Annotated in this window: 22 protein-coding genes and 1 tRNA gene; 3 read left to right on the top strand and 20 right to left on the bottom strand. The window is 44.7% G+C overall.

The features are described 5' to 3' along the window. Positions 1-3: 3 nt before the first annotated feature. The 10 genes from EUBC25_RS13395 to plsX form a co-directional block, all read right to left on the bottom strand. Complete coding sequence (locus EUBC25_RS13395) at positions 4-894, bottom strand: substrate-binding domain-containing protein (RefSeq protein ID WP_230105981.1); 891 nt, start codon at positions 892-894, stop codon at positions 4-6. A 178-nt stretch (positions 895-1,072) separates the two neighbouring features. Next, the gene (locus EUBC25_RS13390; RefSeq protein WP_230105980.1) at positions 1,073-2,272 is read right to left on the bottom strand and encodes an NADP-dependent isocitrate dehydrogenase; all 1,200 of its coding nucleotides are present in this window, start codon (positions 2,270-2,272) and stop codon (positions 1,073-1,075) included. Positions 2,273-2,340: 68 nt separating this feature from the next. Further along, complete coding sequence (locus EUBC25_RS13385) at positions 2,341-2,994, bottom strand: GntR family transcriptional regulator (protein WP_230105979.1); 654 nt, start codon at positions 2,992-2,994, stop codon at positions 2,341-2,343. 2 nt (positions 2,995-2,996) lie between these two features. Next, positions 2,997-4,400 carry a beta/alpha barrel domain-containing protein gene (locus tag EUBC25_RS13380; protein WP_230105978.1) on the bottom strand — a complete coding sequence of 468 codons (1,404 nt, stop codon included), beginning with the start codon at positions 4,398-4,400 and terminating at the stop codon, positions 2,997-2,999. Between the two features lie 169 nt (positions 4,401-4,569). Further along, complete coding sequence (gene ilvA / locus EUBC25_RS13375) at positions 4,570-5,790, bottom strand: threonine ammonia-lyase (RefSeq protein ID WP_230105977.1); 1,221 nt, start codon at positions 5,788-5,790, stop codon at positions 4,570-4,572. 19 nt (positions 5,791-5,809) lie between these two features. Then, positions 5,810-6,748, bottom strand: coding sequence for a signal recognition particle-docking protein FtsY (gene ftsY, locus EUBC25_RS13370; protein WP_230105976.1), 939 nt, complete (start codon positions 6,746-6,748; stop codon positions 5,810-5,812). A 20-nt stretch (positions 6,749-6,768) separates the two neighbouring features. Continuing rightward, the gene (gene smc, locus EUBC25_RS13365; protein ID WP_230105975.1) at positions 6,769-10,353 is read right to left on the bottom strand and encodes a chromosome segregation protein SMC; all 3,585 of its coding nucleotides are present in this window, start codon (positions 10,351-10,353) and stop codon (positions 6,769-6,771) included. Between the two features lie 7 nt (positions 10,354-10,360). Next, entirely contained in the window at positions 10,361-11,065 is a 705-nt protein-coding gene (gene rnc, locus EUBC25_RS13360; protein ID WP_230105974.1) for a ribonuclease III, read from the bottom strand. A 52-nt stretch (positions 11,066-11,117) separates the two neighbouring features. Further along, positions 11,118-11,348 carry an acyl carrier protein gene (acpP, locus tag EUBC25_RS13355; protein ID WP_230105973.1) on the bottom strand — a complete coding sequence of 77 codons (231 nt, stop codon included), beginning with the start codon at positions 11,346-11,348 and terminating at the stop codon, positions 11,118-11,120. 30 nt (positions 11,349-11,378) lie between these two features. Further along, entirely contained in the window at positions 11,379-12,401 is a 1,023-nt protein-coding gene (gene plsX, locus EUBC25_RS13350) for a phosphate acyltransferase PlsX (RefSeq protein WP_230105972.1), read from the bottom strand. A 183-nt stretch (positions 12,402-12,584) separates the two neighbouring features. Between plsX and EUBC25_RS13345 the strand changes: the two genes are divergently transcribed. Continuing rightward, complete coding sequence (locus EUBC25_RS13345) at positions 12,585-13,100, top strand: FKBP-type peptidyl-prolyl cis-trans isomerase (protein ID WP_230105971.1); 516 nt, start codon at positions 12,585-12,587, stop codon at positions 13,098-13,100. 20 nt (positions 13,101-13,120) lie between these two features. On the opposite strand, the gene pfkB is transcribed toward EUBC25_RS13345, so the two are convergent. The 6 genes from pfkB to mgtE form a co-directional block, all read right to left on the bottom strand. Beyond that, entirely contained in the window at positions 13,121-14,035 is a 915-nt protein-coding gene (gene pfkB, locus EUBC25_RS13340) for a 1-phosphofructokinase (RefSeq protein ID WP_230105970.1), read from the bottom strand. A gap of 215 nt (positions 14,036-14,250) precedes the next feature. Further along, positions 14,251-14,430, bottom strand: a complete 180-nt coding sequence (rpmF, locus tag EUBC25_RS13335) for a 50S ribosomal protein L32 (RefSeq protein WP_005332600.1) — start codon at positions 14,428-14,430, stop codon at positions 14,251-14,253. A gap of 3 nt (positions 14,431-14,433) precedes the next feature. After that, the gene (locus tag EUBC25_RS13330; RefSeq protein ID WP_230105969.1) at positions 14,434-14,961 is read right to left on the bottom strand and encodes a YceD family protein; all 528 of its coding nucleotides are present in this window, start codon (positions 14,959-14,961) and stop codon (positions 14,434-14,436) included. Positions 14,962-15,005: 44 nt separating this feature from the next. Then, entirely contained in the window at positions 15,006-16,211 is a 1,206-nt protein-coding gene (locus EUBC25_RS13325) for an acetate kinase (protein WP_230105968.1), read from the bottom strand. Between the two features lie 45 nt (positions 16,212-16,256). Then, the gene (gene pta, locus EUBC25_RS13320) at positions 16,257-17,252 is read right to left on the bottom strand and encodes a phosphate acetyltransferase (RefSeq protein WP_230105967.1); all 996 of its coding nucleotides are present in this window, start codon (positions 17,250-17,252) and stop codon (positions 16,257-16,259) included. A 133-nt stretch (positions 17,253-17,385) separates the two neighbouring features. Beyond that, a complete protein-coding gene (mgtE, locus tag EUBC25_RS13315) occupies positions 17,386-18,723 on the bottom strand; it encodes a magnesium transporter (protein ID WP_416386686.1) in 1,338 nt (445 codons plus the stop codon). Between the two features lie 139 nt (positions 18,724-18,862). On the opposite strand from mgtE, the gene EUBC25_RS13310 reads away from it, so the two are divergent. Next, on the top strand, positions 18,863-20,146 hold the full coding sequence (locus EUBC25_RS13310; RefSeq protein WP_230105965.1) for a nucleotidyltransferase: 1,284 nt from the start codon (positions 18,863-18,865) through the stop codon (positions 20,144-20,146). A 43-nt stretch (positions 20,147-20,189) separates the two neighbouring features. Here EUBC25_RS13310 and EUBC25_RS13305 read toward each other — a convergent pair whose 3' ends face one another. From EUBC25_RS13305 to polA, 4 genes are read right to left on the bottom strand one after another with little or no spacing between them, the layout of a single operon-like run. Continuing rightward, positions 20,190-21,047: a DegV family protein gene (locus EUBC25_RS13305; protein ID WP_230105964.1), complete on the bottom strand. Its 858-nt coding sequence runs from the start codon at positions 21,045-21,047 to the stop codon at positions 20,190-20,192. A 29-nt stretch (positions 21,048-21,076) separates the two neighbouring features. Next, positions 21,077-21,874 (bottom strand): MBL fold metallo-hydrolase, encoded by a 798-nt coding sequence (locus EUBC25_RS13300; protein ID WP_230105963.1) that lies wholly within the window; start codon positions 21,872-21,874, stop codon positions 21,077-21,079. A gap of 46 nt (positions 21,875-21,920) precedes the next feature. Next, on the bottom strand, positions 21,921-22,526 hold the full coding sequence (gene coaE / locus EUBC25_RS13295; protein ID WP_230105962.1) for a dephospho-CoA kinase: 606 nt from the start codon (positions 22,524-22,526) through the stop codon (positions 21,921-21,923). 13 nt (positions 22,527-22,539) lie between these two features. After that, positions 22,540-25,152, bottom strand: coding sequence for a DNA polymerase I (gene polA, locus EUBC25_RS13290; protein ID WP_230105961.1), 2,613 nt, complete (start codon positions 25,150-25,152; stop codon positions 22,540-22,542). Positions 25,153-25,481: 329 nt separating this feature from the next. On the opposite strand from polA, the gene EUBC25_RS13285 reads away from it, so the two are divergent. Next, positions 25,482-25,567, top strand: a tRNA-Leu gene (locus tag EUBC25_RS13285). Positions 25,568-25,574 lie beyond the last annotated feature (7 nt).

The following is a 25,574-nucleotide window of genomic DNA, read 5'->3' as shown; positions in this document are numbered from 1 at the left end:
CCTCTATTCTTGTGTATTTTCCCATTTACTGATTTTTCCAGTGTAAATTTTCTCCAGTGTATCCATTGAAATATCTTCTGTCGGATTTTTTTCATTTACGATTACACGGATCCCGTCTTTTGCAACTGCTTCTGCTTCTAATACTTCTGTCTCATATTGATACAGCTGCCGGGATACCATAGCAATATCACATTTTCCTGTCAGTACATCTGTAATTCCTTTTGAAGAATCTGATACTTCCACCTCAATCTGTGCATTGGAATTTTCTTTCTCATAGTCATCTGCCAACTGCTCTATAACCGGTGCCAGAGTTGTGGAGCCGTGTATTTTTAAAGTACCGGATGCCTGATTAGATAAAAAAACCTCTTTACCTCCTATGGGCACAAAAAACTCTGATACGGTTTCCTGTCCCTTCCCCGTCACATAGTTTATAAAATCTGTTTCCAGATCCTTGTCTTCACTTGTGTGGGCAAGATAGAGCGTTCGTGTAAGCGGATAGCTGTCTTCTTCAATAGTTTCATCCTCTGCTTTTTGTCCATCTATCGTAATTTCTTTTGCTCCATCCCCTTCCTGAAGATCCGTACTGTAAGTGACATAGCCGATGCCATTCTTTTCTCCTGCAACAGCACGGAGCATATCTTCTCCGGATGTCTCTGTCTGCGCAGATTCTGTGATCTCATCCTGGTCATCTACCCCTTCTATATTCAGACCAAGTGCCTCTGCAAAGCTGCTTCTGGTACCTGATCCATTCTCCCTCGTTATCGGAATCACTTCGCCCATTTCCTGCCATTTTGACGAATCAGATGAACCGGATCCAGACGTACTTCCACATCCTCCTATCACTCCGGCAATGCAGGCAGTCGCCAAAAAGTATACTACATTCTTTCGTTTCATGATTTCCCTGTCCTTCTTTACTTATATTCCATTTTATTATAAAGGAGTTATGTAAAAATAGTTTTCATCTTTTTGTTAAATTTATGTAAAAATACCCGGGGTTTTGCGCAGTTTTACCCACCACTAAAAGCAATCTGGGACGTAACAAAGTTTAACTTTGTTACGTCCCAGATTGCTTTTATGCCAGCTTCTCGGCAATTGCTTTAATGAAGTTTTCGCTGTTGAGTACAGTCGGATTTTCTATTGTTGTAATGAGTGCCAGGTCTTTTGTCATTTTGCCTTCCTCGATCGTATCGATAGTGGCTTTTTCCAATTTATCTGCAAAATCCTGAAGTTCTTTATTTCCGTCCAGTTCACCTCTCTTGCGAAGCGCTCCTGTCCATGCAAAGATAGTTGCCACAGAATTTGTAGAAGTTTCCTCGCCTTTCAGGTGCTTATAGTAATGACGCTGTACTGTTCCATGTGCTGCCTCGTACTCATAATAGCCTTCCGGGGATACGAGAACAGAGGTCATCATAGCAAGGGAACCAAATGCAGAAGATACCATATCGCTCATGACATCACCGTCATAGTTTTTGCAGGCCCAGATATAGCCGCCTTCTGATTTCATTACACGTGCCACAGCATCATCGATCAGAGTGTAGAAATATTCAATGCCTTCTTCCTTGAATTTTGATTCAAATTCTTTCTCATAAATTTCCTGAAAAATATCTTTAAATGTATGGTCATATTTTTTGGAAATTGTATCTTTTGTCGCAAACCAGAGATCCTGATGAGTGTCCAGCGCATAACTAAAACAGCTCCTTGCAAAACTTGCGATAGAATCATCGATATTGTGCATTCCCTGTACAATACCTGCACCGGTAAAGTTATGTACAAGCTCTCTTGTCTCGCTTCCATCTTCTGCTGTATACACAAGCTCTACTTTTCCGGCTCCCGGAATCTTCATCTCTGCCCCTTTATAGACGTCACCATAAGCATGTCTTGCGATGGTGATCGGTTTCTTCCAATTTTTCACACAGGGTTCAATCCCCTTTACAACAATAGGTGCTCTGAATACAGTGCCGTCCAGGATTGCACGAATGGTTCCGTTAGGACTTTTCCACATTTCCTTCAGATCATATTCCTTCATACGCGCTGCATTAGGTGTGATTGTCGCACACTTTACAGCAACTTTATATTTTTTTGTCGCGTTGGCAGAATCCACAGTCACCTGATCATTTGTTTCATTGCGGTGCTCAAGACCCAGATCATAATACTCGGTGTTCAGTTCAATAAATGGTTCCAAAAGATTCTCCTTGATCATTTTCCAGAGAATCCTTGTCATCTCATCTCCATCCATCTCTACAATAGGGGTGGTCATTTTGATTTTTTCCATTTTTTGTATTCTCCTTTTCTTCTTTCTGGTTTACATTTGCTTTCCCATCTCCACTGCTCTTCTGTCAGCTATTCTTCAATATGAAGATTTTCCATCGCTTTCATTACATGAGCATTGGCAAGTCTTTCTGCCTGATCTTCGTCTTTCCCTTTGATGGCTTCCAGAATGGCCCTGTGCTCCTCGATAGATTTTTCTGCACGTTCCCTGGATTCCACGGAATGTGTACGGGCCATTTGTACATATTTGTGAAAATCAGATAATACATGTTCCAGTATACGACTATTGGAAGCCTCATACAAGACTTTGTGAAATTTTCCGTCCAGTTCAGATACCTGCACTGCCTTCTCTTCATTTTTCCGTTTCAAATGAAATTCTGACAAAAGGATAACTTCTTCCAGCTCTCCAATCTGTTCCGGCGTAATATATCTTGTCGCCCACCTGGCACACATCCCTTCCAGCATGGAACGGATCTTATAAATATCATGCACATCTTTTTTGGAAATCCCTGTCACATAAGCACCTTTATTTGGAACAATCGTTACAAGTCCTTCCAGTTCCAGCTGGCGGAGCGCCTCCCGGACCGGAGTTCTGCTGACCCCCAGCTCTTCGCCTATGGTAGTCTCGCGCAGCTCATCGTGTTCCTTGTAAACTCCTGATAAAATGTCATTTCTAAGCCTTCGGAACACTCTCCCCCTAAGAGACTGATCCTGATATTCCTCCATCTTTATTCCTCCTGTGCAGTCAGAGTAGTTCCTGTCTTCCGGCATGCATCATCAATTACCTTCAAAAGTTCTTCGTCTGTCAATACAGTAACACGGCCGCTTTCATATTCCTGATCCACCCATGTTTTTACCATAGCCACAACTTCTGAATTTTTATCTACCTGCTTTGCCTCCGGCAAGTGGAAATATGTATTGATCCAGTGGGCGATTCCTGCCAGTCCGGATGTATTGGATACTGCCACAAGAGGCGGACGGTTCAGGAATTTATCTGTATCAAACACATTATAGATCTCTTCATTTTTCAGAAGTCCGTCTGCATGGATCCCGGCTCGGGTTACATTAAAATTTTTCCCTACAAAAGGTGTTCGGGAAGGAATGTGGTAACCGATTTCCTTCTCATAATATTCAGCAAGCTCAGTGATCACTGTCGTGTCCATACCATCCAGTGTTCCTCTAAGCTGGGCATATTCAAATACCATTGCCTCCAGAGGCGTATTGCCGGTTCTCTCCCCGATTCCAAAGAGAGAACAGTTGACTGCACTTGCTCCGTACAGCCACGCTGTAGAAGAATTGCTGACTGCCTTATAAAAGTCATTGTGCCCGTGAAATTCAATCAGTTCACTGGGTACCCCTGCATGAACTCTAAGTCCGTAGATAATGCCCGGGATCGATCTTGGAATCACAGCCCCCGGGTAATTCACTCCATATCCCATGGTATCACAGACTCTGATCTTGACCGGAATCTGATACTCTTCCATCAGATTCATAAGTTCCAGACAAAACGGGATCACAAATCCATAAATGTCTGATCTGGTAATGTCCTCTAAATGGCACCTGGGACTGACTCCTGTCTCCAGACATTCTCTTATGACAGAAAGATAGTGCTCCATCGCCTGCTTTCTTGTCATTTTCAGCTTGTAAAAAATGTGATAATCCGAACAGCTTACAAGGATTCCCGTTTCTTTCATGCCGATTTCCTTTACCAGCTCAAAATCTTTCTTACTGGCCCGGATCCAGCTTGTGATCTCCGGAAATTTGTATCCTTTTTCCATACACTGATACACGGCATCTCTGTCCTTCTTACTGTACAAAAAGAACTCACACTGCCGGATCTTTCCGTTTGGACCTCCCAGTCTGTGAAAATAATCGTAAATATCTACAATCTGTTTTGTACTGTAAGGCGCCCGGGACTGCTGTCCGTCCCGGAAGGTTGTATCTGTGATCCAGATCTCTTCCGGCATACTGTGGGGCACAATCCTGTCATTAAATGCAATTTTCGGTATCTCATCATAATGGAACAGATTTCTGAACACATTGGGTTTCTCCACATCTACAAGGGGATACATGTGCTCTTCCAGCTGTAGCAAATTCGTATGTCTGTCCAAATAAACCTTCCTGTCTTCCATTTTTCATCTCTCCTCCAGAATATTCTTGTATAATTGTATACAATCATACATTTAAAGTCAAGCAAAAACACTCTGAAGTAACAAAATCTTCCTGATTTCTTGTCACTTCAGAGTGTTCTCTTATATGCTGCGGCCTGGATGCAGGCTCCTGCACCCAGGCTTTTGCCGCTTAATATAATTTTGCTCCAATCTCCTTCGGACTGTATCCTACATCTTCCAGAGCTTTGATAATCTCACGCTTATGTTCTGTACCAAAAGCCTCTAATGTGATACGAAGTTCTACTGCGGCATTACGGTTTGTGCTGACAAACTGATTATGCTCCAATTTAATAACATTTCCCTGGGCATTTGCAACGGCTGTCGCCACATTCACCAGTTCTCCCGGCTTATCCGGAAGCAGAACAGAGATCGAGAAAATTCTGTCTCTCTGGATAAGTCCATGCTGGACGATAGAGGACATAGTAATCACATCCATGTTACCGCCGCTCAAAACAGACACCGCCTTTTTGTTCTTAAGATCCATTTTCTTTAAGGCTGCAACTGTGAGCAGGCCGGAATTTTCCACGATCATCTTATGATTTTCCACCATATCGAGAAATGCGCCGATCAGCTCATCGTCCTCTACTGTAATGATGTCATCTACATTTTCCTGTATATATGGAAATACTTTTTCTCCCACACGCTTAACAGCCGTGCCATCTGCAATAGTATTAGCGCTTGGCAGCGTTACCGGCTCACCTGCTTCCAGCGCCGCCTTCAGGCTTGCTGCAGCTGCAGGCTCAACGCCGATCACTTTGATCTTGGGATTCAGCATTTTTGCAAGAGTAGATACACCAGTGATGAGTCCGCCCCCGCCTACAGGTACCAGAATATAATCTACTGTAGGAAGTTCCTGGATGATCTCCATAGCAATCGTCCCCTGTCCTGTTGCTACTTCGAGATCATCGAACGGATGAACGAATGTCAGTCCTTCTTCCTCTGCCAACTTCAGTGCATATGCGCAGGCATCATCATAGACATCCCCATGGAGTACCACCTCTGCGCCATAACTCTTGGTCCGGTTTACCTTGATAAGCGGCGTTACTGTCGGCATTACAATGGTTGCCCTGCAGCCGAATTTCTGTGCTGCAAAAGCAACACCCTGTGCGTGATTTCCGGCAGAAGCTGTAATCAGGCCCCTCTCTCTTTCCTCTTCCGACATTGTACTGATCTTATAATAAGCACCTCTCACTTTATAAGCCCCGGTATACTGCATATTTTCCGGCTTCAGGTAAATCCTGCCGCCTGTCTGCCGGCTTAAATACTCGCTGTACACCAGCTCTGTAGGAAGAGTTACCTTTTTTACCAGTTCGCTTGCCTGCTCAAAATTTTCCAGTGTCAGTTTTTCCATTTTTCTCTCCTGCCTTTCTTTATTCATTGTCATTTGGTGATGCAAAAAGCGCGTCTACAAAAGTATCAGCGTCAAATTTCTGAAGATCCTCAATCGTTTCTCCCACTCCGATATATTTTACAGGGATACCAAGCTCCGCCTGAATAGCCACTGCAATGCCGCCTTTGGCAGTGCCGTCCATTTTTGTGAGAATAATTCCGGTAATATCAGCTACTTCTTTGAACTCTCTGGCCTGCTGAAGTGCGTTCTGTCCGGTCGTGGCGTCCAGAACCACCAAAGTCTCACGAAATGCTTCCGGATATTCCCGATCTACAATGCGGTTCATCTTGCGCAGCTCTTCCATCAGATTTTTCTTGTTATGAAGCCGTCCTGCCGTATCGCAAAGAAGCACATCCGCATGTCTTGCCTTCGCTGCCTGAACAGCGTCATAGACAACTGCCGCCGGATCGGATCCTTCCTGGCCTCCGATCAGCTCTGCCTGGGCACGGTTTGCCCATTCTTTCAGCTGTTCTCCAGCCGCTGCACGAAAAGTATCGGCGGCAGCCAGCACAACTTTCTTATTCTGTGCCCGGAGCTTTCCTGCCAGTTTTCCTATGGTAGTGGTCTTTCCCACTCCATTAACTCCTACCACCATAACTACGGAAGTCTTTTCCTCAAACTCATAGGCAGTCTCTCCTACATCCATCTGTTCCTTAATACTGTCAATTAAAATCTGACGGCATTCCTGCGGTTCTTTAATGTGGCGCTCTTTAACCTTGGCTCGCAGGTCATCCAGAATTTCTTCTGTGGCCTGTACGCCCAGATCACCCATAATCAGAACTTCCTCTAATTCTTCATAGAAATCCTCATCAATATGGGAAAAGCCATGAAATATACTGTCCATCCCGGATACGATATTTTCTCTTGTCTTGGCAAGCCCGGATACCAGCCGTTTAAAAAATCCCTTTTCCTCTGCCATTTCTTTCCTCCTTTTCCCTTTTATCCCGCCTTATGCTGTTTCTCCATCTCTGCCAGCTCATTTTCAAGAAGACTGACTGAAACCATAGTAGAGACGCCCTTTTCCTGCATGGTGATTCCATACAGACGGTCCGCTGCTGTCATTGTTCCACGGCGGTGGGTAATCACAATAAACTGTGTATTCTTTGTCAGCTTATGAAGATATTTTGCAAATCGGGTCACGTTAGAATCATCCAGCGCTGCTTCAATTTCATCCAACAGGCAGAAGGGTGACGGTTTCAGATTCTGTATGGCAAACAGAAGCGAAATTGCCGTCAGAGCCTTTTCTCCTCCCGATAACTGCATCATATTTTGCAGCTTCTTGCCCGGCGGTTGTGCAATGATCTTAATTCCCGCCTCCAGAATATCTTCATCTTCCATCAATTCCAGCGTACCTTTCCCTCCGCCAAACAGCTCTTTAAATACTTTATCAAACTCTGCGGCAATCCTGCCGAACTGTTCGGTAAACTGTCTGCGCATTGCCTCATCCAGCTCTGCAATGATCTTTTCTAAGGTTGCTTCTGCTGTCGTCAGATCATCGTGCTGGCCTTTGAGGAATTCGTACCGCTCTGATACATTTTTGTAATCCTCGATCGCGTTGACATTGACAGAACCAAGTGCACGGATCTCATTTTTCAGCGTCTGTATCCTCTTTTTCATAAAGGCAAGATCTGTCAGATTCTTATCTCTAAGTTCCAGTGCATGATTGTAGGTGATTTCATATTCTTCCCACATATAATTGATCTGTCTCTCTGAAGACTGTTCATAATCTTCCTTTCGGCTTTCCAGACGGAAAATTTCTTTATCCAGGTCTGACATATGTCTGGAAAGTTCTTCCCTTTTGCCAAGAAAGGTCTTATGCTGTCTGTTCAGCTCATCCCTTTGGAGGACATCCGCCCGAATCTGTTCTTCAATTTCTTCAAAAAGTTCTTTGGAATCTTCTATTGTTTTACGGATATCTGCAATCTGCTCTTCCTTTTCCCGAATTTCTCTGGACGTATCTTCCTTACTCTCGCCAAGTCCGCTTTTCTCTTCTTCGAACTTTGCAATTTCCTCCTGAATACGTTCAATATTTTCCAGTATAAATGTATTTTTCTGTTCCAGAGAGGCATATGCCAGATGTACTTCCTCCGAAATTTTCTGGCACCTTGTCTCTTCTTCCTTTACTGCTTCAAGCTGTTCCTGTGCTTCTTCCGTTTTTCTTGTAAGCTCCTCTTCCAGACTGGTAGACGTATCCAGTTCTACCGTAATAGACTCCTGATTATTGCTGATATCTGTAATCTGTTGATCCAGTTCGTCTGTTTCCCGCCGGACGCTCTCCGAAGTCTCTCTAAGTATCCGGATTCGGTTTTCTGCCTGATCCAGATTCATCTTTTCTGTATTTTGAATCACATAAGCCTTCTGAAGCTTCTGCTGGATTTCATCTACAGCTGCATAACAGACTGCTCTTTCTTTTCGCAGTGCCTCGCAGTACTGTTCCATTTCCTCCATTTCCTTTTTCAGCTGCTTCACGGTTTTTTCAAATTCTTCAATCTCCCGGCGCCTGCTCAAAAGATTGCTGGAATTCCGGAACGCCCCTCCTGTCATGGACCCTCCCGGACTTAAAAGTTCCCCTTCTGTCGTAACAAGCCTAAGACTCTGATGATATTTTCTTGCAATGGCGATTCCATGATCAATAGTATCCACCACGATGGTCCTTCCAAGCAGATGGTCTGCAATTCCCCGGTACTTTTCTTCCACCTGTACAAGGCTGCTGGCAAGTCCGATCACTCCCGGTTCTTTCAATGCCTCAGACCGTGAAAATCTCTGTCCTGAACTGACGCTGGTCAGAGGGAGGAATGTTGCCCGTCCAAACCGGTTTTTCTTTAAAAAGGCAATCATTTTCTTGGCAGTTTCCTCACTGTCAGTGACAATATTCTGAATACTGCCTCCAAGTGCAGTCTCAACCGCCACTTCATATGCCTTTTCTACTTTAATAATATCCGCTACCACCCCAAGAAGTCCCTGTTCCTGTTCCTTATGCTCCATAACCTTGCGGATGCTGTTTCCATACCCATCATACCGCTCGGTAATATTTTTCAGAGATTCCAGGCGTGACTCCTCACGGTGATAGGCGGTCTGCCCGATCCGGAGTTTCTCTGTCTGCCCGGCAAGCTCTTTTTGCAGTATTTCAATCCGCTGCTCATGTCCCCTGCTCTCTTCTTCAAGAGTCCTGATATGGTCGGAGATTTCTTTTAACTTCTCTTCATGCTCCTTCTTATTCTGTATCTGGAGCGCCGCTTCGCTTTCTGATGAGATGAGCCGCTTGTGCATCTGGGATTTCTGCACCTGGATCTGTTCCATCATCGTATCATAGCGCTGTATTTTCGCCCGGGTTGAAGCGCGGTTATTCAGAATCTCTATAATATCGTTTTTATTCTTTTCAATTTCATCGGTAAGAGCGGCAATCCTGCTCTGTACATGTATCAGTGCTTGCCCTGCCTCTTCCTCTGATTTTCTTTTTTCCTTCAGCTCTCCGGAAATTGCGTCCTTTTCCCGCTGAAACTCTTCCAGCTGGCGGGTTCTTTCCCCTATTTCAATCTGAATAGCATGAAAACGCTGGCCGTAATGTTCATCTGACATTTTTGCACTGTTGATCTGTTCTTTCAGAAGCTCGATCTGGTTTTCCAGCTGCTGTTTCAGAAGATTTGTTTCATTCAGCTGGCCTTTTGATTTTTCAATCGCCGCATCAATCTCATCTACCTGCTTTTCAATCGCCTCGTATTCCTCTTTCATATCATCGTACGAAGTTCCGGCCACCTTAAGCTCTTCTTTTGCAGTGTCTAAATTTTGCTGGATCTGCTGAATCTGCTCTTTCAGTCGTTCTGTCTCCAGCAGAAACATGTTGATATCAAATGTTTTCAACTCTTCCTTTTTATTCAGATATTCCCTGGCTGTTTCCGACTGACGCTTCAAAGGTCCGATCTGCTTTTCCAATTCCGCAAGAATATCATTCACCCGGAGAAGGTTTGCCCTTTCATCCTCCAGCTTTTTGACCGACATATTTTTCCGCCTTTTAAATTTGACAATCCCGGCCGCTTCGTCAAAAAGTTCTCTTCGCTCCTCCGGTTTTCCGCTTAAGATCTTGTCAATCTGTCCCTGTCCGATAATGGAATAGCCTTCTTTTCCAATCCCGGTATCATAAAAAAGCTCATTGATATCTTTCAGCCGGCATGTCGATCCGTTCAGAAGATATTCGCTTTCTCCGGAACGATACAGTTTTCTTGTAACCGTCACTTCCTCAAAATCAACAGCAAGCTGATGATCTGAATTATCTAAAGTGATGGCAACTGAAGCATAGCTTAGCGGTTTACGGTTCTCTGTCCCGGAAAAGATCACATCCTGCATGTTTCCGCCACGCAGCTGCTTTACGCGCTGCTCGCCAAGCACCCAGCGCACTGCGTCAGCCACATTGCTCTTTCCGCTGCCGTTTGGCCCTACAATACCTGTAATCCCATTATGAAAATCGAATACAATCTTATTGGCAAAGGACTTAAATCCCTGCACTTCAATGCTCTTTAAATACATGTAACACCTACTTTATATTCTTCTTATGCAGCATAAGGATCGTCTGGTAGGCCGCCTCCTGTTCCGCCGCCTTCTTGGCCCTTCCTTTTCCCTGGCCGAATGCCTGCTCTCCTATATACACCATGACCCGGAATGATTTATCATGATCCGGACCTTCTTCTCCCAGCAATCGGTATTCCACAGGATCCTGAAAATTAGCCTGCACGATTTCCTGCAGGATAGTCTTGCTATCATAAAAGAGTTTTTTATGCTCCAGATCATTTAAAACAACCCGATGGATAAACTCTTTTGCATTAGCAAAACCACCATCCATATAAATTGCGCCTATAAGAGCCTCCAGAGCATCCGATGTAATCGAATCTCTCTTCCTTCCTCCGGTGGCGTCCTCTCCTTTGCCCAGCAAAAGATAATCTCCCAGACCGATCTGACGTGCGCAGAACGCCAGAGCCTGTTCACAGACCATGCTGGCTCTTGTTTTAGTCAGCTCGCCTTCCGGCATCTTCTTATCCTCATGAAACAAAAATTCACTTGATACAAGTTCCAGGACCGCATCACCCAGAAATTCCAGCCTCTCGTTACACTCATATTTCTGAAGATGATTTTCATTGGCATAGGAGCTATGTATCATTGCCTGCCGAAGGATCTGCGGATCTTGAAAATGGTATTTAATTTTTTCCTGCAATTCTTTCAATTCTTTTACTTTATGATTCATATTTTTCCTCATAAAAGGAAAAAGCCCAAACCTGGGCTTTTCCTTTTTCCGCCTAGTTAGTTGCGTTTTTAATCTGCTCTACTGCATCCCCTACAGTTACGATCTTCTCTGCATCATCGTTGTCGATCTCGATATCAAATGCTTCTTCAATTCCCATAATAATCTGGAAAATATCCAGGGAATCCGCTCCCAGATCATCTACAAAGGTAGACTCCATTGTAATTTCATCTTTGTTTACGTTCAGAACATCTGAAACGATTTCCTGTAATTTTTCAAATTCCATAGCTTTCATCTCCTTTTTGTTGCTTAATATCTATTCATCGGACCCCTGATCCGCCTGAATACACTCCTGAATCTTTTCGTTGATTCGCTGTTCCTTGAAGGTAAGGCATTGAATGATCGAATTGGAAACCTCTTTTGCCGTAGAACTTCCATGTGTCTTCACCACAAGACCTTTCAGCCCAAGCAGTGGCGCCCCGCCATATTCGCTTGTATCAAATCCTTTCAACGTCTCTTTCAGAGCCGGTTTTACAAGCAGCGCGCCGATCTTGCTTCTCAGACTTGTCATCATCCCCTCTTTTACCTTGCTGATAAGCACTGCGCCTACTCCTTCAAAAAGCTTCAGAATAATATTCCCTGCAAATGCTTCACATACAATGACATCTGCCTGTCCATGAGGAATTTCCCTTGCCTCAATACTTCCGGTAAAGTTAATCCCATCTGCCTTTTTCAGAAGCGGAAATGTTTCTTTGACAAGTGCATTCCCCTTCTCTTCCTCAGCTCCAATGTTCACAATTGCCACTTTGGGATTTCTTACTCCCATAACGTGTTCCATATAAATAGAACCCATCTTGGCAAACTGTACCAGATGTGAGGGTCTTGCATCTACATTGGCTCCACAGTCAATCAGAAGAGACACCCCTTTCTCTGTAGGGATCAACGGCGCCAGCGGAGGTCTTTCCACTCCTTTGATCCTGCCGACAATGGTCTGTCCTCCTACAAGCACAGCACCGGAGCTTCCTGCAGAAACAAAGGCGTCTGCCTCTCCGTTTTTTACCATCTTCATTCCCACTACGATTGAGGAATCTTTCTTTTTGCGGATCGCGTTCACCGGCGGCTCCGCAGTCTCTATCACTTCTGAAGCATGGACAATTTCTATCTGCTGAGAACTGTAAGTATATTTTTCCAGCTCTTTCTTTATGACATCTTCCCGTCCTACCAGAAATACTTTGATAGATTTTTCTCTTCCAACTGCATCAACTGCACCTTTTACCATTTCTTCCGGGGCATTATCCCCTCCCATGGCATCCAGTGCTATTTTTGTCAATTCTGCCATTTTTATCTCCTCCAACGCTACTAGAATCATTCTACTAGACATTGTAATAAAAATCAATATTGTTTTTCTTCTCTTCCGTCAAAGCACCTCGCCTTTGTCCTCTGACAATTTTCCGGGATTTCACATTTGCGCCACACTTTTTCTGTATAATATCAGCAGAAAAAACAAAGGAGTACTACAGACATGAAAAAAGAAAACCGGAAAATGGCTCAGGAACGAAGAGCCCGCGAACGTGCAAGAAAAGCCCGCAGGGCACGTGTAAAAAATATTCTCAAAATCGCTGTCCCCATACTGGCCATTGTGATTTTGGCCGCTGTCATCATATGGGATGCGCTCCGGTCAGAAAATGATGATTCTTCTTCAGATACCCAGCAGTCAGAAAACCAGCAGACCGAAGAGCAGTCTGAAACTTACCAGACGGATACTTCTTTGACTGTTGAAGATGGGGACACTGTCAATATTGACTACGTCGGCACTGTGGACGGCGTTGAATTTGAAGGGGGAAGCACAGACGGAAACGGAACAGATCTGGTGATCGGTTCCGGCGACTATATTGACGATTTTGAAGATCAGCTGATCGGCTCCCATCCCGGAGATACGGTAGAAGTACAGGTAACCTTCCCGGATGATTACGGCAATGAGGAGCTAAATGGAAAAGACGCCGTTTTTACTGTTACAGTAAACGGAATCTATGAATAACGCTCTCTCGGCGCCGGCCATCAGGCCGGCGCCATTTCTTTTGCAGGAAGGGCGTAAATTTCTTCTTTTTTTGCCAGCCAGCTTGTAAAAGCGGTCGCGCTTCCGGCAGCAACGCCCAGTTCAAGCGCTTTTTCATAATCTCCTGTCTGCAGATACCCTGCCAGAAATCCGGCAACCATGGAATCTCCGGCGCCAACAGAGTTTACCACTCTTCCCTTCGGGGCGTTCCTCTGATAAATCTCTCCTGATCCTGTCGCCAGAACTGCCCCCTCTGCATCCATAGAAACCAGTACATTGACCGCCCCCATTTCCTGAAGCAATCTGGCATGTCTAATAATTTCTTCCTGTGTTTTCAGTTCTTTTCCAAACATTTCTTCCAGTTCGTGATGATTTGGCTTTATAAGAAATGGCTTATATTTCAGAACATCCATCAAAAGCTCTTTTTCTGCATCCACAATACAATGGACACCCTTTTTGTACAGTCTTTCTATGATCCTCTCATACACATCACGGGGCACTGATCCTGGAATGCTGCCGGCAAGGACCAGCCAGTCTCCCCTCTGAAGAATATCCAGTTTTTGGTAGAGCTTTTCCATATCCTGACCTGTGATCGTCGGACCCTGTCCGTTAATCTCTGTCTCCTCCCCGGCATTCAGCTTTACATTGATTCTTGTCTGTCCCTCTTTCACCTCTATGAAGTCCGGAGGACAGCCGTGATACTTCAGCATATCCTGCAGGCTTCTCCCGGTAAATCCCGCTGAAAATCCCAGGATCCGGCTCTCGTATCCCAAGTGGGAAAGCATAACCGAAACATTGATTCCTTTTCCTCCCGGATAAATATGCTCGCTGGCTGCCCGGTTCACCGTCCCCGGGATAAATTTGTCCAATCCGACCACATAATCCAGGGAAGGATTAAATGTCACCGTATAAATCATCTCTCTTACCTCCTTTAAGGAACGAAGTTCCCTGTTATAAGAAAGAGTTCCGCAAGCGGAACTCCCGCGCCGAGCGCGGTCGCTTTAGCGGCAAATTTCCATTTGCGCGAGTGCGCATCCCGCGGAGCGTTTTATTTAACAGGAAACTTCGTTTCCTGTTAAATGAAAAAGGAGATCCTGCAACAACAGAATCTCCTTACTTCCAATTTCTCCAATTAATCCTGAGCAATGATCTCCTTCTTATTGTAAGATCCGCATGCTTTGCACACTCTATGAGGCATCATCAGTTCGCCGCATTTGCTGCATTTTACCAGATTTGGTGCGCTCATTTTCCAGTTTGCTCTTCTTTTATCTCTTCTAGCTTTGGATGATTTATTCTTTGGACAGATGGACATACTTTACACCTCCTTAAACTTGCTGAATATATCGCTAAAGGCTGCCATTCGCGGGTCTAATACCTGTCTGTCACAGCCACATTCACCATGATTCAGATTAGCACCACAATTGCTGCAGATTCCTTTACAGTCCTCTTGGCACAGCACTCGAATCGGCCAGTTGATCAGAAGCTCGTTTTGTATCAGCGTGTCTGTATTGATGCACATTTCTTCCAGGAAATTGTATTCCTCATCTGATCCCTTCCGCTCTTCTTCCGTAAGCTTCATATCCGCTTCCCGCTCAAAATTGAGTTCGAACACATAGGGGACATCTTCCAGACATCTGTCACATGGAATGATAGTTCTCACTTTTGCACTTCCTGTAATCCGGATTACTTTCTTTCCCAGATTCGTGATTTCCAATTGTATCGGCTCCAATTCCTGAAGCTTATACGGATTCCCGAATATTCGGATATCTTCCAGTTCAAGATGTGCTTCCCGGCGAATGGTCTTCCCATCCTGTTCCAGGAGTTTCGTTAATTCTATCAGCATGACGTTCTCCTAACCACACTTTTTAAAGTATATCTTTTCTGTTCTTATTTGTCAAGGCTTTTCTGTACGAGTTCTACTGTTTCTTCACAGATCGCAATTTCCTCATTTGTAGGAATGACACAAGCCATAATCTTGGATTCCGGTTTGGTAATGATCATTTCCTTGCCGCGGCAGTTATTTGCCTCATCATCAAATACCAGTCCCATATATCCGAAAGCTTCACAGATTGTCTTACGCAGCGGAATTGCGTTTTCTCCCAGACCTGCTGTAAATGTGATCACATCTACTCCGCCCATAGCTGCAATATAGGAGCCGATATATTTGATAATACGGTAAGCATATGCTTCCAGACAGTTGATGGCATCCTGATTTCCTTCTTCTGCAGCTGCAGCCACGTCACGATAATCGCTGGAGATTCCTGTCATTCCAAGCATACCGGATTTCTTATTTAAAATGTTCAGTACTTCGGATACGGAAAGGTTTTCCTTGTTGCAAAGGTACTCAACAAAAGCAGGATCAATATCTCCGGAACGTGTTCCCATGATCACACCTTCCAAAGGTGTCAGTCCCATGGATGTATCCACACATTTGCCGTCTTTTACTGCGGACAAAGATGCTCCGTTGCCCATGTGGCATACGATGATCTTAAGATCCTTGATATCTTTTCCAAGAAAATCTGCTGTTCTCTTGGAAACATATTTGTGAGAAGTTCCATGGAAGCCGTATTTACGGATCGCATATTTCTCATAATATTCTTTCGGGATTCCATACATATAAGCTTTCGGCGGCATTGTCTGATGGAATGCGGTGTCAAATACAGCCACATTAGGAACGCCCGGCATCAGCTTCATACATGCATTGATTCCCATAAGGTTTGCAGGATTGTGAAGAGGTCCAAGATCCGCGCACTCTTCAATAACCTTGATCACTTCCTCGTCGATAATAACAGAATTTGTGATCTTCATTCCTCCGTGAAGTACACGGTGACCGATGGCATCAATTTCACTTAATGATTTTACAACGCCGGATTTTTCATTTACAAGAGCGTCCAGCACCATCTGGATCGCTGTTGTATGATCCGGCATTGCTGCCTCTGTTACTTCCTTTTCTCCTCCCTTTGGCTCATACACAAGGCGTCCGTCAATTCCGATACGTTCGCAGATTCCTTTTGCCATAACATCTCTGTTATCATAGTTAATCAGCTGAAATTTCAGAGAAGAACTTCCACAGTTTACTACTAATACATTCATTTCTTTTTCCTCCGGAATTATTATTTTTATCCTGTTTTCCTCGTCTTATTGATTCTGTGCCTGTACTGCTGTAATCGCAACCACACCCACAATATCATCAGCAGAGCATCCGCGGGAAAGGTCATTAACCGGCGCTGCAATTCCCTGTGTCATTGGTCCGTATGCTTCTGCCTTTGCAAGTCTCTGCACTAATTTATAGCCGATATTTCCGGCATCAAGATCAGGGAAGATCAATACGTTGGCATGTCCTGCCACTTTGCTGCCCGGAGCTTTGGATTCTCCTACACTCGGAACAATTGCAGCATCCAGCTGAAGTTCTCCGTCAAGCTCAAGATCCGGATTTGCCTCTTTTGCGATTCGCACTGCCTCTGTCACCTTATCAACATCTGCATGTTTTGCGCTTCCTTTGGAAGAATGACTAAGGAGTGCAACTTTTGGCTCTTTTCCCACCAGCATGCGGAAAGATTCTGCAGAAGACTCTGCAATAGCAGCCAGCTCTTCCGGCGTTGGATTCTGGTTCAGCCCGCAGTCACCGAATACAAATACTCCGTCCTCTCCAAACTCACAGTCCGGAACGCACATAACAAAGAAAGCAGATACCAGCTTTGTTCCCGGTTTTGTTTTAAGAATCTGCAGACACGGACGCAGGGTATCTGCTGTAGAATGGCATGCTCCGGAAACCATTCCGTCTGCATCCTGCATTTTTACCATCATAACGCCGTAGTACAGATAATTTGTCAGAAGGATTTCTCTTGCCTGTTCCTCTGTCATTCCTTTTTTCTGACGAAGTTCTACAAGTTTTGCAATATAGCTTTCTGTTTTCTCACTTTTTGCAGGATCTACGATCTTTGCTCCGCTGATATCGAAGTTTCCTTTATTCTTTGCAACTTCCTCTTCGCTCCCGACAATGACAACATCTGCAATTCCCTCTTTTAATACAGCCTGTGCAGCTTCATAAGTACGGATATCCTCGGATTCCGGAAGCACAATTGTCTTTTTGTCGGCTTTTGCCTTTGCTTTGATTTCATCTATAAATCCCATGATTTAAAGACTCCTTTCCATTTTTTCTCACTATTTTTATTATAATACAAAGAGACCTTACAAACAAGGTCTCTTTTGGGAATCAAATGTCTCTTTTTCCGTACAATTTCAGCCTTTTGCAGCTGTCTGGCAGCTATATTTTAAACACAGCGCTGACAATAGCAAAATAAACAGTAACTGTGCTGATATCCACCAGCGTGGAGATCAGAGGCGTCGCCATGATCGCCGGATCCAGACCGACTTTTTTTGCCACAAGCGGTAACGTACAGCCGACAATTTTAGCTAAAATAATCGTGCACGCCATCGTCATACCAATAGTAAGCGCCACCAGGATATCTCCCTGCCCCATAATAAGAATGCGTATGCCGTTTACCGTAGATAAGATCAAACTGATCAAAACTGCAACACGAACTTCTTTAAAGATCACTTTAAACAGATCTCCAAACTCAATTTCTCCTACAGCCAGTCCTCGTATCATCAAAGTTGAACTCTGTGATCCGCAGTTTCCACCAGTTCCCATCAGCATAGGAATGAAGCCTGCCAACTGCGGCATCACAGCCAGGGCACTCTCATAGTGATTCATGATCATCTGCGTCACCGTTGCAGAAAGCATCAGGAACAAAAGCCAGGGGAGACGGCTTTTCACATGCTCCAGTACTGTTGTACCGAAATAGGACTCATCATTGGGACTGACACCGGCCATGATGCTGATGTCCTCTGTCGTTTCCTCCTGCAGGACTTCCATTGCGTCGTCTACTGTTACAATACCAACCATGCACATCTCATGATCTACGATTGGAAGGGCAATCAGTCCGTATTTCGTAATGATGTTGGCAACATCTTCCTGGTCGTCTGTAGTATGGGCGTAGAGCATATTAGTATCCATGATCTCTTCAATCGTCTTGGACTCACTGGTCGTCAAAAGTTCCTTGACATCCACAACACCGATCAGCTTTCTTTTTTCCGTGACATAGCAAGTATATATCGTCTCTTTATTCAATCCCACCTGCCGTATCTTCAAAATGGACTCCGCCACCGTCATCTCTCTTCTAAGCGCAATATACTCTACATTCATTACGCTTCCGGCACTGTCCTCCGGATATTGAAGAAGCTGGTTGATCTGCTGACGCTTCTCTTCATCTGTTGCCATCAAAAGACGGTCTACTACATTGGCCGGCATCTCCTCCAGGACGTCAACGGTATCATCCAGATACATTTCTTCCATAACTTCTTCCAGCTCGGAATCTGTCAGGCCATTGATAAGCATTTCTCTTAAGTCGCTGTCCATATAGGTAAAAGTCTCTGCCGCCTCTTCCTTGGCCAGAAGCCGGAATACCATCACCAGCTGTTTCTGGTTGAAATCTTCCATCAGATCCGCCAGATCCACCGGATACATATTATTTTCCAGCTCTTCTTTAAGCTCCTTAAACCGACGCTCCTCCAGCATTTCGAGGATACGTTCTTCTGTCAGCTCTTCCCGCTCTTCGTATTCCTTTTCATACATTTCTTTTTCTTCCATTGAAACGTACCCTCCTTTCCTCTTTTGTCCGTTGCCGGAAATATTCTAATATAGTATAATCAATTCCAGAAAGATATACAAGGAGATTTTCATGAAAATTGTCGGATTAATCACAGAATATAACCCCTTTCACAATGGACATTTGTACCATCTGCAAAAGACAAAAGAAATTACCGGAGCCGACGCTGTTATTGCCGTTATGAGCGGAAATTATGTGCAAAGAGGCGCACCGGCCATTATGCCGAAACATATCCGAGCCGAGGTTGCTCTGGAAGCAGGCGTCCCCCTTGTTTTGGAACTCCCGGTATGTTATGCCTGCGGCAGTGCAGAATATTTTGCTGAAGGCGCTATCTCCATTTTGGAAAAACTGGGCTGCATTGATGCCATCTGCTTCGGAAGCGAGTGTGGTGATCTCAACATTCTGGAGAGGATTGCTTCCATTACCGCTGACGAACCTGCCGAATACCGCGCCTTTCTTCAGGAGGAATTGAAAAATGGGCTTTCTTATCCCAAAGCCAGACAAAATGCCCTGAAACGTTATACAAAAGATGAAGAAATTGATCTTATCCTGTCTGAACCCAACAATATCCTTGGCATTGAATACATCAAAGCGCTAATGCGCCGCAAAAGCGGTATGGCGGTTTATACCATCAAACGCCGCGTATCCGGCTATCACGATGAGGAGCTTTCTGAAAATTACAGCTCCGCCTCCGCTATCCGCCGGCTTTTGTGGCACGCCAGCAACGCCATCCATCTGGAAGGAGAACGGCTGTATGATGAGCCCCCTCTTTCCGATGCCCTGACCCGCCTGGAAGGCCAGGTCCCTTCCGCCTGTATTCGCATGCTGGAGGAAACACATCGGACAAGATATCCGGTATACGCCAATGATTTTTCTCTTCTTTTGAAGTATCAGCTGATGTGTGAAACAAAAGAAAGCCTGACACAGTATGCAGATGTCACCCCGGATCTTGCCAACCGGATCTTAAACAGACTGAATGATTTTGTCACTTTCGATCAATTCTGTGATCTTCTCAAAACAAGAGAGGTCACTTATACAAGAATCAGCAGAGCCCTGTTCCACATTCTTCTTCATATAAAAAAGGAAGATATGGAACTGTACCGACACCATGACGACTGCGGCTATGCCCGCATTCTTGGCTTCCGCAAAGACGCTGCTCCTCTTCTGAAACATTTAAAAAGACATACCGAGATCCCCCTCATCACAAAGCTGACGCAGCAGGAAAATCTTGATATGTCCGCAAAAAAAATGCTGGAAAATGAAATTTTCGCATCTAATCTTTACGAATCTGTCATAACAGAAAAATTCCGTCTTCCATTTATTCATGAATATCAGCAGCAGCTTGTTCTCATATAAGCTGCTGCTTTTTACATTTGCCCGTAAAATACTCTCTTCCTGGTTATCGTTCTACCACTCTGGTGCAGGCAACAGCCAAAGATCCGGGACCGATATGGCAGGATACACTCAGCGACAGAGCATCCATGTGGATGTCGTATCCCGGAAAATGCTCTTCCAACTCTCTTTTCCATTGCTCTGCCACTTCCGCTTCACAGGTGTGAGCTGCCTGCAGGCAGACTTTATGCCCTTTAAATCTTTCTGTAATATCTTTTTCCATGGCTTTCATCATAACCTTTTTTGCAGCCTTCATTCCTCTGACTTTGGAAAAAGCATCCAGTTTTTCTCCCTGGATCGTAAGTACCGGCTTTAAGTTGAGCACTGTGCCAAGAGCCGCTGCCGCCGGAGTGATCCTTCCGCCCTTTTTCAGATATTTCAGTGTATCCACTGTAATATAAATGCTGGCTTCCAGCTTTTCGCGCATAAGAACATCATAGATCTCTTTTCCGCTCATTCCGTCCGCCGCCATCTCTAATGCATCCAGAACTGACTGTCTCTGTGTAATAGAAATACGCTGGTTATTTACCACAAAAACTTTTCCATCAAAATCTTCCGCCAGCATCATTGCCGTCTGGCAAGAACCGGAAAGACCGCTGGACATAGGAATATATATCACCTCATCCGCTTCCTGCAGGGCTTCCTCCCATAATTCCATCACATCAGCCGGCGCCGGCTGTGAAGTGGAAATATCTGCATCATCTGTCAGCCTCTCATAAAATTCTTTCTGTGTCAGAGTAATATCTTCATAATAGACCTCACCGTCAATATAAAACGGCATAGGAAGTACTCTGATCCCCAGTTCTTTTGCTTCTTTTTGTGTAATACCGCTGTTGCTGTCTGTAATTACCGCCACTTTTCCCATATCATTTTATCCCTCTCAATTTCATAATTTTAAACAGTAACAATGTCAGAGACCGCATCCCGTCTGGCTACCATTAAAGGAATGTCTTCTCCCCTGTATGGGTTGTCCCCTACGGTCACTTCAAGCTTCACCGTTTCATAAGCCAGCTCTGCGTAATTATTTTCCTTGCTTAAATGCCCCAAAACGACCTGTTTTAGATTGTCGTGGAGAATATCACACAAAAGTCTTCCGGACACTTCGTTGGATAAATGGCCCTTTTCCCCCATAACCCTTCGTTTCAGTGGATAGGGGTAAGGCCCGACCTCCAGCATATGGATATCATGATTTGCCTCCAAAAGCACAGCGTCCAGTCCTTTCAGATTGTCTACTGTATAATCATCATAGACGCCCAGATCAGTAGCCACAGCCACAGACCGTTTGCCACATGCGATCCGGTATCCGGATGGTTCATAAGCATCATGAGAAATTGCAAACGGATGAATGGTCAGATCTCCCAGAAGAAAATCTGTATCAATTTCAATTTCATGAAGGAGCCCGTCCGGCATCTTCCCCAGGCTTTTGTATTCCCGTATCCCCTTTAGTGTTCCTTTCGTTGCATACACCGGAATACCATATTTACGGCTGAAAACCCCCAGCCCTTGTATATGATCGGAATGTTCATGCGTGATCAAAATGCCAGAAAGCTCTTCACCCTTCATTCCCAGTGTATGTAATCCTTCATCAATCCGTTTTTTGCTGATTCCTGTATCCACAAGCAGGTGGGTATGATCGCTCCCCACATAAATACAGTTTCCGCTGCTTCCGCTTGCTATGCTGCATAATCTCATATTCTCTTCTCCTAATTTTGGTTTTTTGCATCAGTATACGCCAATGCTATCCCTTTTTCAGGCCTAATTGCGTCATAATATCATCAATCTGCTGGCATGCTTCCTCAAAGGAGTTGCAATTATCAATCGCCCGGTCACAATGCTCAAAAAAGACAGATGAGGGAAGCTGGGAAGAAAAGATCCCCTGAATCTTCTTCTCATCATATCCTCTGGATGCGATCAGACGCTTTTTCCTCGTTTCATCATCCGTATAAATGTACCATAGTTCATCGCAAAAAGCATCATAATGGTCTTCAATAAGAAGAGCCGCCTCAAGCACAAACACAGGACTTTCCTTTTTCTCTTCCCGGCGGATCTGTTCTTTTATTTTTTCTTTGACCGCCGGATGGACGATTTCATTAAGGATCCGGAGTTCTGCAGGATTTGAAAAAACAATCCCGGCAAGGCGAGATCGATTCAGCCTGCCTTCCTCGTCCAGGATCCCTTCTCCGAAATGCTCTACAATCCTTTTATAGCATTTCGTTCCCTTTCTCTGCAGGCGCTTTGCCACTTCGTCTGCCTGACAGCAGACCGCCCCATAGGATTCTTTCAGATAATCCAATACAAGACTTTTTCCTGTTCCGATTCCACCCGTAATTCCAATTATTTTCATCTTACTCGCACCTCTATTTTGCCTCATACCAGCTTTTTCCGGTATGCATATCAATTTCCAGCGGTACCGCAAGGGATGCCGCCTGCTCCATTTCTTCCTTCAGTATCTTTTTGACTTCTTCTGCCTCACTCTCCCAGGCTTCCACCAAAAGTTCATCATGCACCTGCAAAACAAGCCGGGATTTCATATTCCCGGATTTCAGCCGGTCATTTACACCGATCATGGCAATTTTCATAATATCCGCCGCCGTTCCCTGGATAGGTGAGTTCATTGCCACCCTCTCTCCAAAGGAACGCTGCATGAAATTGCTGGAAGAAAGTTCCGGCACAGGCCTTCTCCTTCCAAAAAGAGTGACGGCATATCCTTTGTCTTTTGCCTGTTTCACAGCATCATCCAGGAAAATTTTGATTCCCGGATAAGTGTGAAAATATTGTTCTATATACTGTGCCGCTTCTTTCCGCGTAATGCTCAGATCCTGGCTTAACCCAAAAGAGCTGATTCCATATACAATCCCAAAATTGACTGCCTTGGCATTTCTTCTCTGGAGATCCGTCACCTGGTCAAAAGGGGTATGGAATACCTGGGAAGCGGTAATTCTGTGGATATCCTTTTCCTCTCTGTAAGCCTCAATAAGCTGCTTATCCCCCGAACAATGGGCCAGCACTCGAAGTTCAATCTGGGAATAGTCTGCATCCACAAAGACAAATCCCTCTTCCGGAACAAATACTTTCCTTATCAGCCTTCCCAGCTCCATCCGAACCGGAATGTTCTGTAGATTCGGCTCCGTACTGCTGATCCGGCCGGTCGCGGTAATCGTCTGATTAAATTTCCCGTGAATCCTTCCATCTTCCGAGATAAAGGCTGCAAGGCCGTCGGCGTAGGTGGATTTCAGCTTTGCCAGCTGTCTGTATTCCAGGATTTTAGCTACAACAGGATAATCCGGCGCCAGCTTTTCCAGCACATCTGCTGCAGTAGAGTATCCGGTTTTTGTCTTCTTTCCGCCTTTAAGTCCCATCTTCTCAAAAAGGATGACTCCAAGCTGTTTCGGAGAATTAATGTTGAACTCTTCTCCCGCCTCCTGCCAGATTTCCTGTTCCAGCCTGCTGATCTGAACTGCAAGTCTGTTTCCGTAATCTTTCAGTTCATCCGCCTCTACCCGGACTCCATTTTGTTCCATATCAAAAAGCGTAAATACAAGCGGCATTTCTATTTCTTTGAAAAGCTTCCACATTCCCGCCTCTTCCAGCTTATCCTGTAAAGGAGCAGCTGACGCATAGGCGGTATAAGCTTCATAGCATGCTTTCTTTTCATCTTCCATCTTCTCTTCCAAAAGAAGATCCAGCTGTTCTCTTGCCACATCCTCAAATTCATAATCATTTTTAAGAGGATTCAAAAGATATGCTGCAATAATCCCATCGAAACAATTGTCTTTGACAGATGGCGTAAAATATTTCATTGTTTCTTTCAGATGAAAGACAGACAACGTCTTCGGGCCGGCAGATAATTTCTCCAGTTTCTCCAGAAGTTCCGCTATCTCCATCTTCTCTTCCGGAATACAGTAAATTTCCTTTTCTCCGAAGCAAAGAGCAACTCCTCCAATCCGTGCCTCTCCTGCAAAAAGCGGAAGTGCCTCTGCTGTTCTCCGAAAGACAGCCATACCCAGAGTTTCTGCTTCCGCCGCTTCTTCGAGAATGCGTTCCGCCTCCTCGCGGCTTCCGGCAGTCCGGAAGGAATCTTCCACCGCATGGGAAGGGCCTTTCACCTCAAAACGGCTCAAAAGATTTTTGAACTGCAGTTTCTGAAAAAGGGTATATGCCTCTTCCGTGAAAATATTTCCAAGTCTTGCGCTTTCAATATCATAATCCAGCGATGCATCTACACAGATTGCTGCCAGCTTCTTGCTCATCACTGCCATATCCCAGTATTCTACAATAGCTTTGGATGCACGGGGCGGCTTCAGCTCCCCGGCATGCTGGTACGCGTTTTCTATGCTGTGGTATTCTGTAATGATCTTCGCCGCAGTTTTCTCCCCAATTCCGGGAACTCCGGGAATATTATCCGAGGTATCTCCCATAAGCGCTTTCATATCAATAAATTCCAGAGGAGTCACCTGATAACGCTCTTTTACATCAGCCGCATAATAGTCCTCCACCTCTGTTCTTCCCTGCTTCGTCTTAGGGATACGGATCTTTACCTTGTCCGTGGCAAGCTGCAGAAGATCCCGATCTCCACTGATGATGGTCACATCCATGCCTTCGCTCTCACATCGTTTTGAGAGCGTCCCCAGAAGATCATCCGCTTCCAGGCCTTCCTGTTCTATGATCCTGATTCCCATGGACCGGAGGACTTCCTTCATTACAGGGACCTGCTGTCGCAGCTCGTCCGCCATAGGTTTTCTTGTCCCTTTATATTCTTCATACATTTCATGCCGGAAGGTTGGCGCATGTACATCAAAAGCTACCGTAAGATACTCCGGCTTCTCCTCATCCAGCAGTTTTAACATAATGTTAAGGAAACCGTAAATGGCATTCGTATGAAGTCCCTCCGAATTTGTAAGATCCGGAAGACCAAAAAAGGCTCTGTTCAAAATACTGTGTCCGTCAATCAATACAATTTTTTCCGCCATATTTTTTCTCCATCTTATAAAGCTACTGAATCTACTATACAACAATCTTTCCCATTTTAAAAGAAAAAATTTGTTGAAAAATCTTGTAATTCAAATATCAATATGCTATACTTACATTCGGTTCTTACAAAAGACCACCTGCGGATGTGGCGGAATGGCAGACGCACAAGACTCAAAATCCAATGCGCTCGGCTGATAGATAACTTTTAAATCCCTTGATTTTTCAAGGCTTTTGACAACTTAATGACTTGCTTCGTTTTCAATATCCCTCCTGCATATCCCTCCAAAATCGGAAAGGATATACAAGAAATAAGGGATTTGAAATATAAGCCGCTGTGGTGGAATTGGCAGACACACCTGACTCAAAATCAGACGGAGAATATCCGTGCCGGTTCGAGTCCGGCCAGCGGCACCAGCAAATT

The sequence above is a fragment of the Claveliimonas bilis genome (assembly GCF_020892095.1).
GTDB lineage: Bacteria > Bacillota > Clostridia > Lachnospirales > Lachnospiraceae > Claveliimonas > Claveliimonas bilis.
The sequence above is the reverse complement of the archived record's forward strand: the minus strand, read 5'-3'. Positions and strand labels throughout refer to the sequence as shown.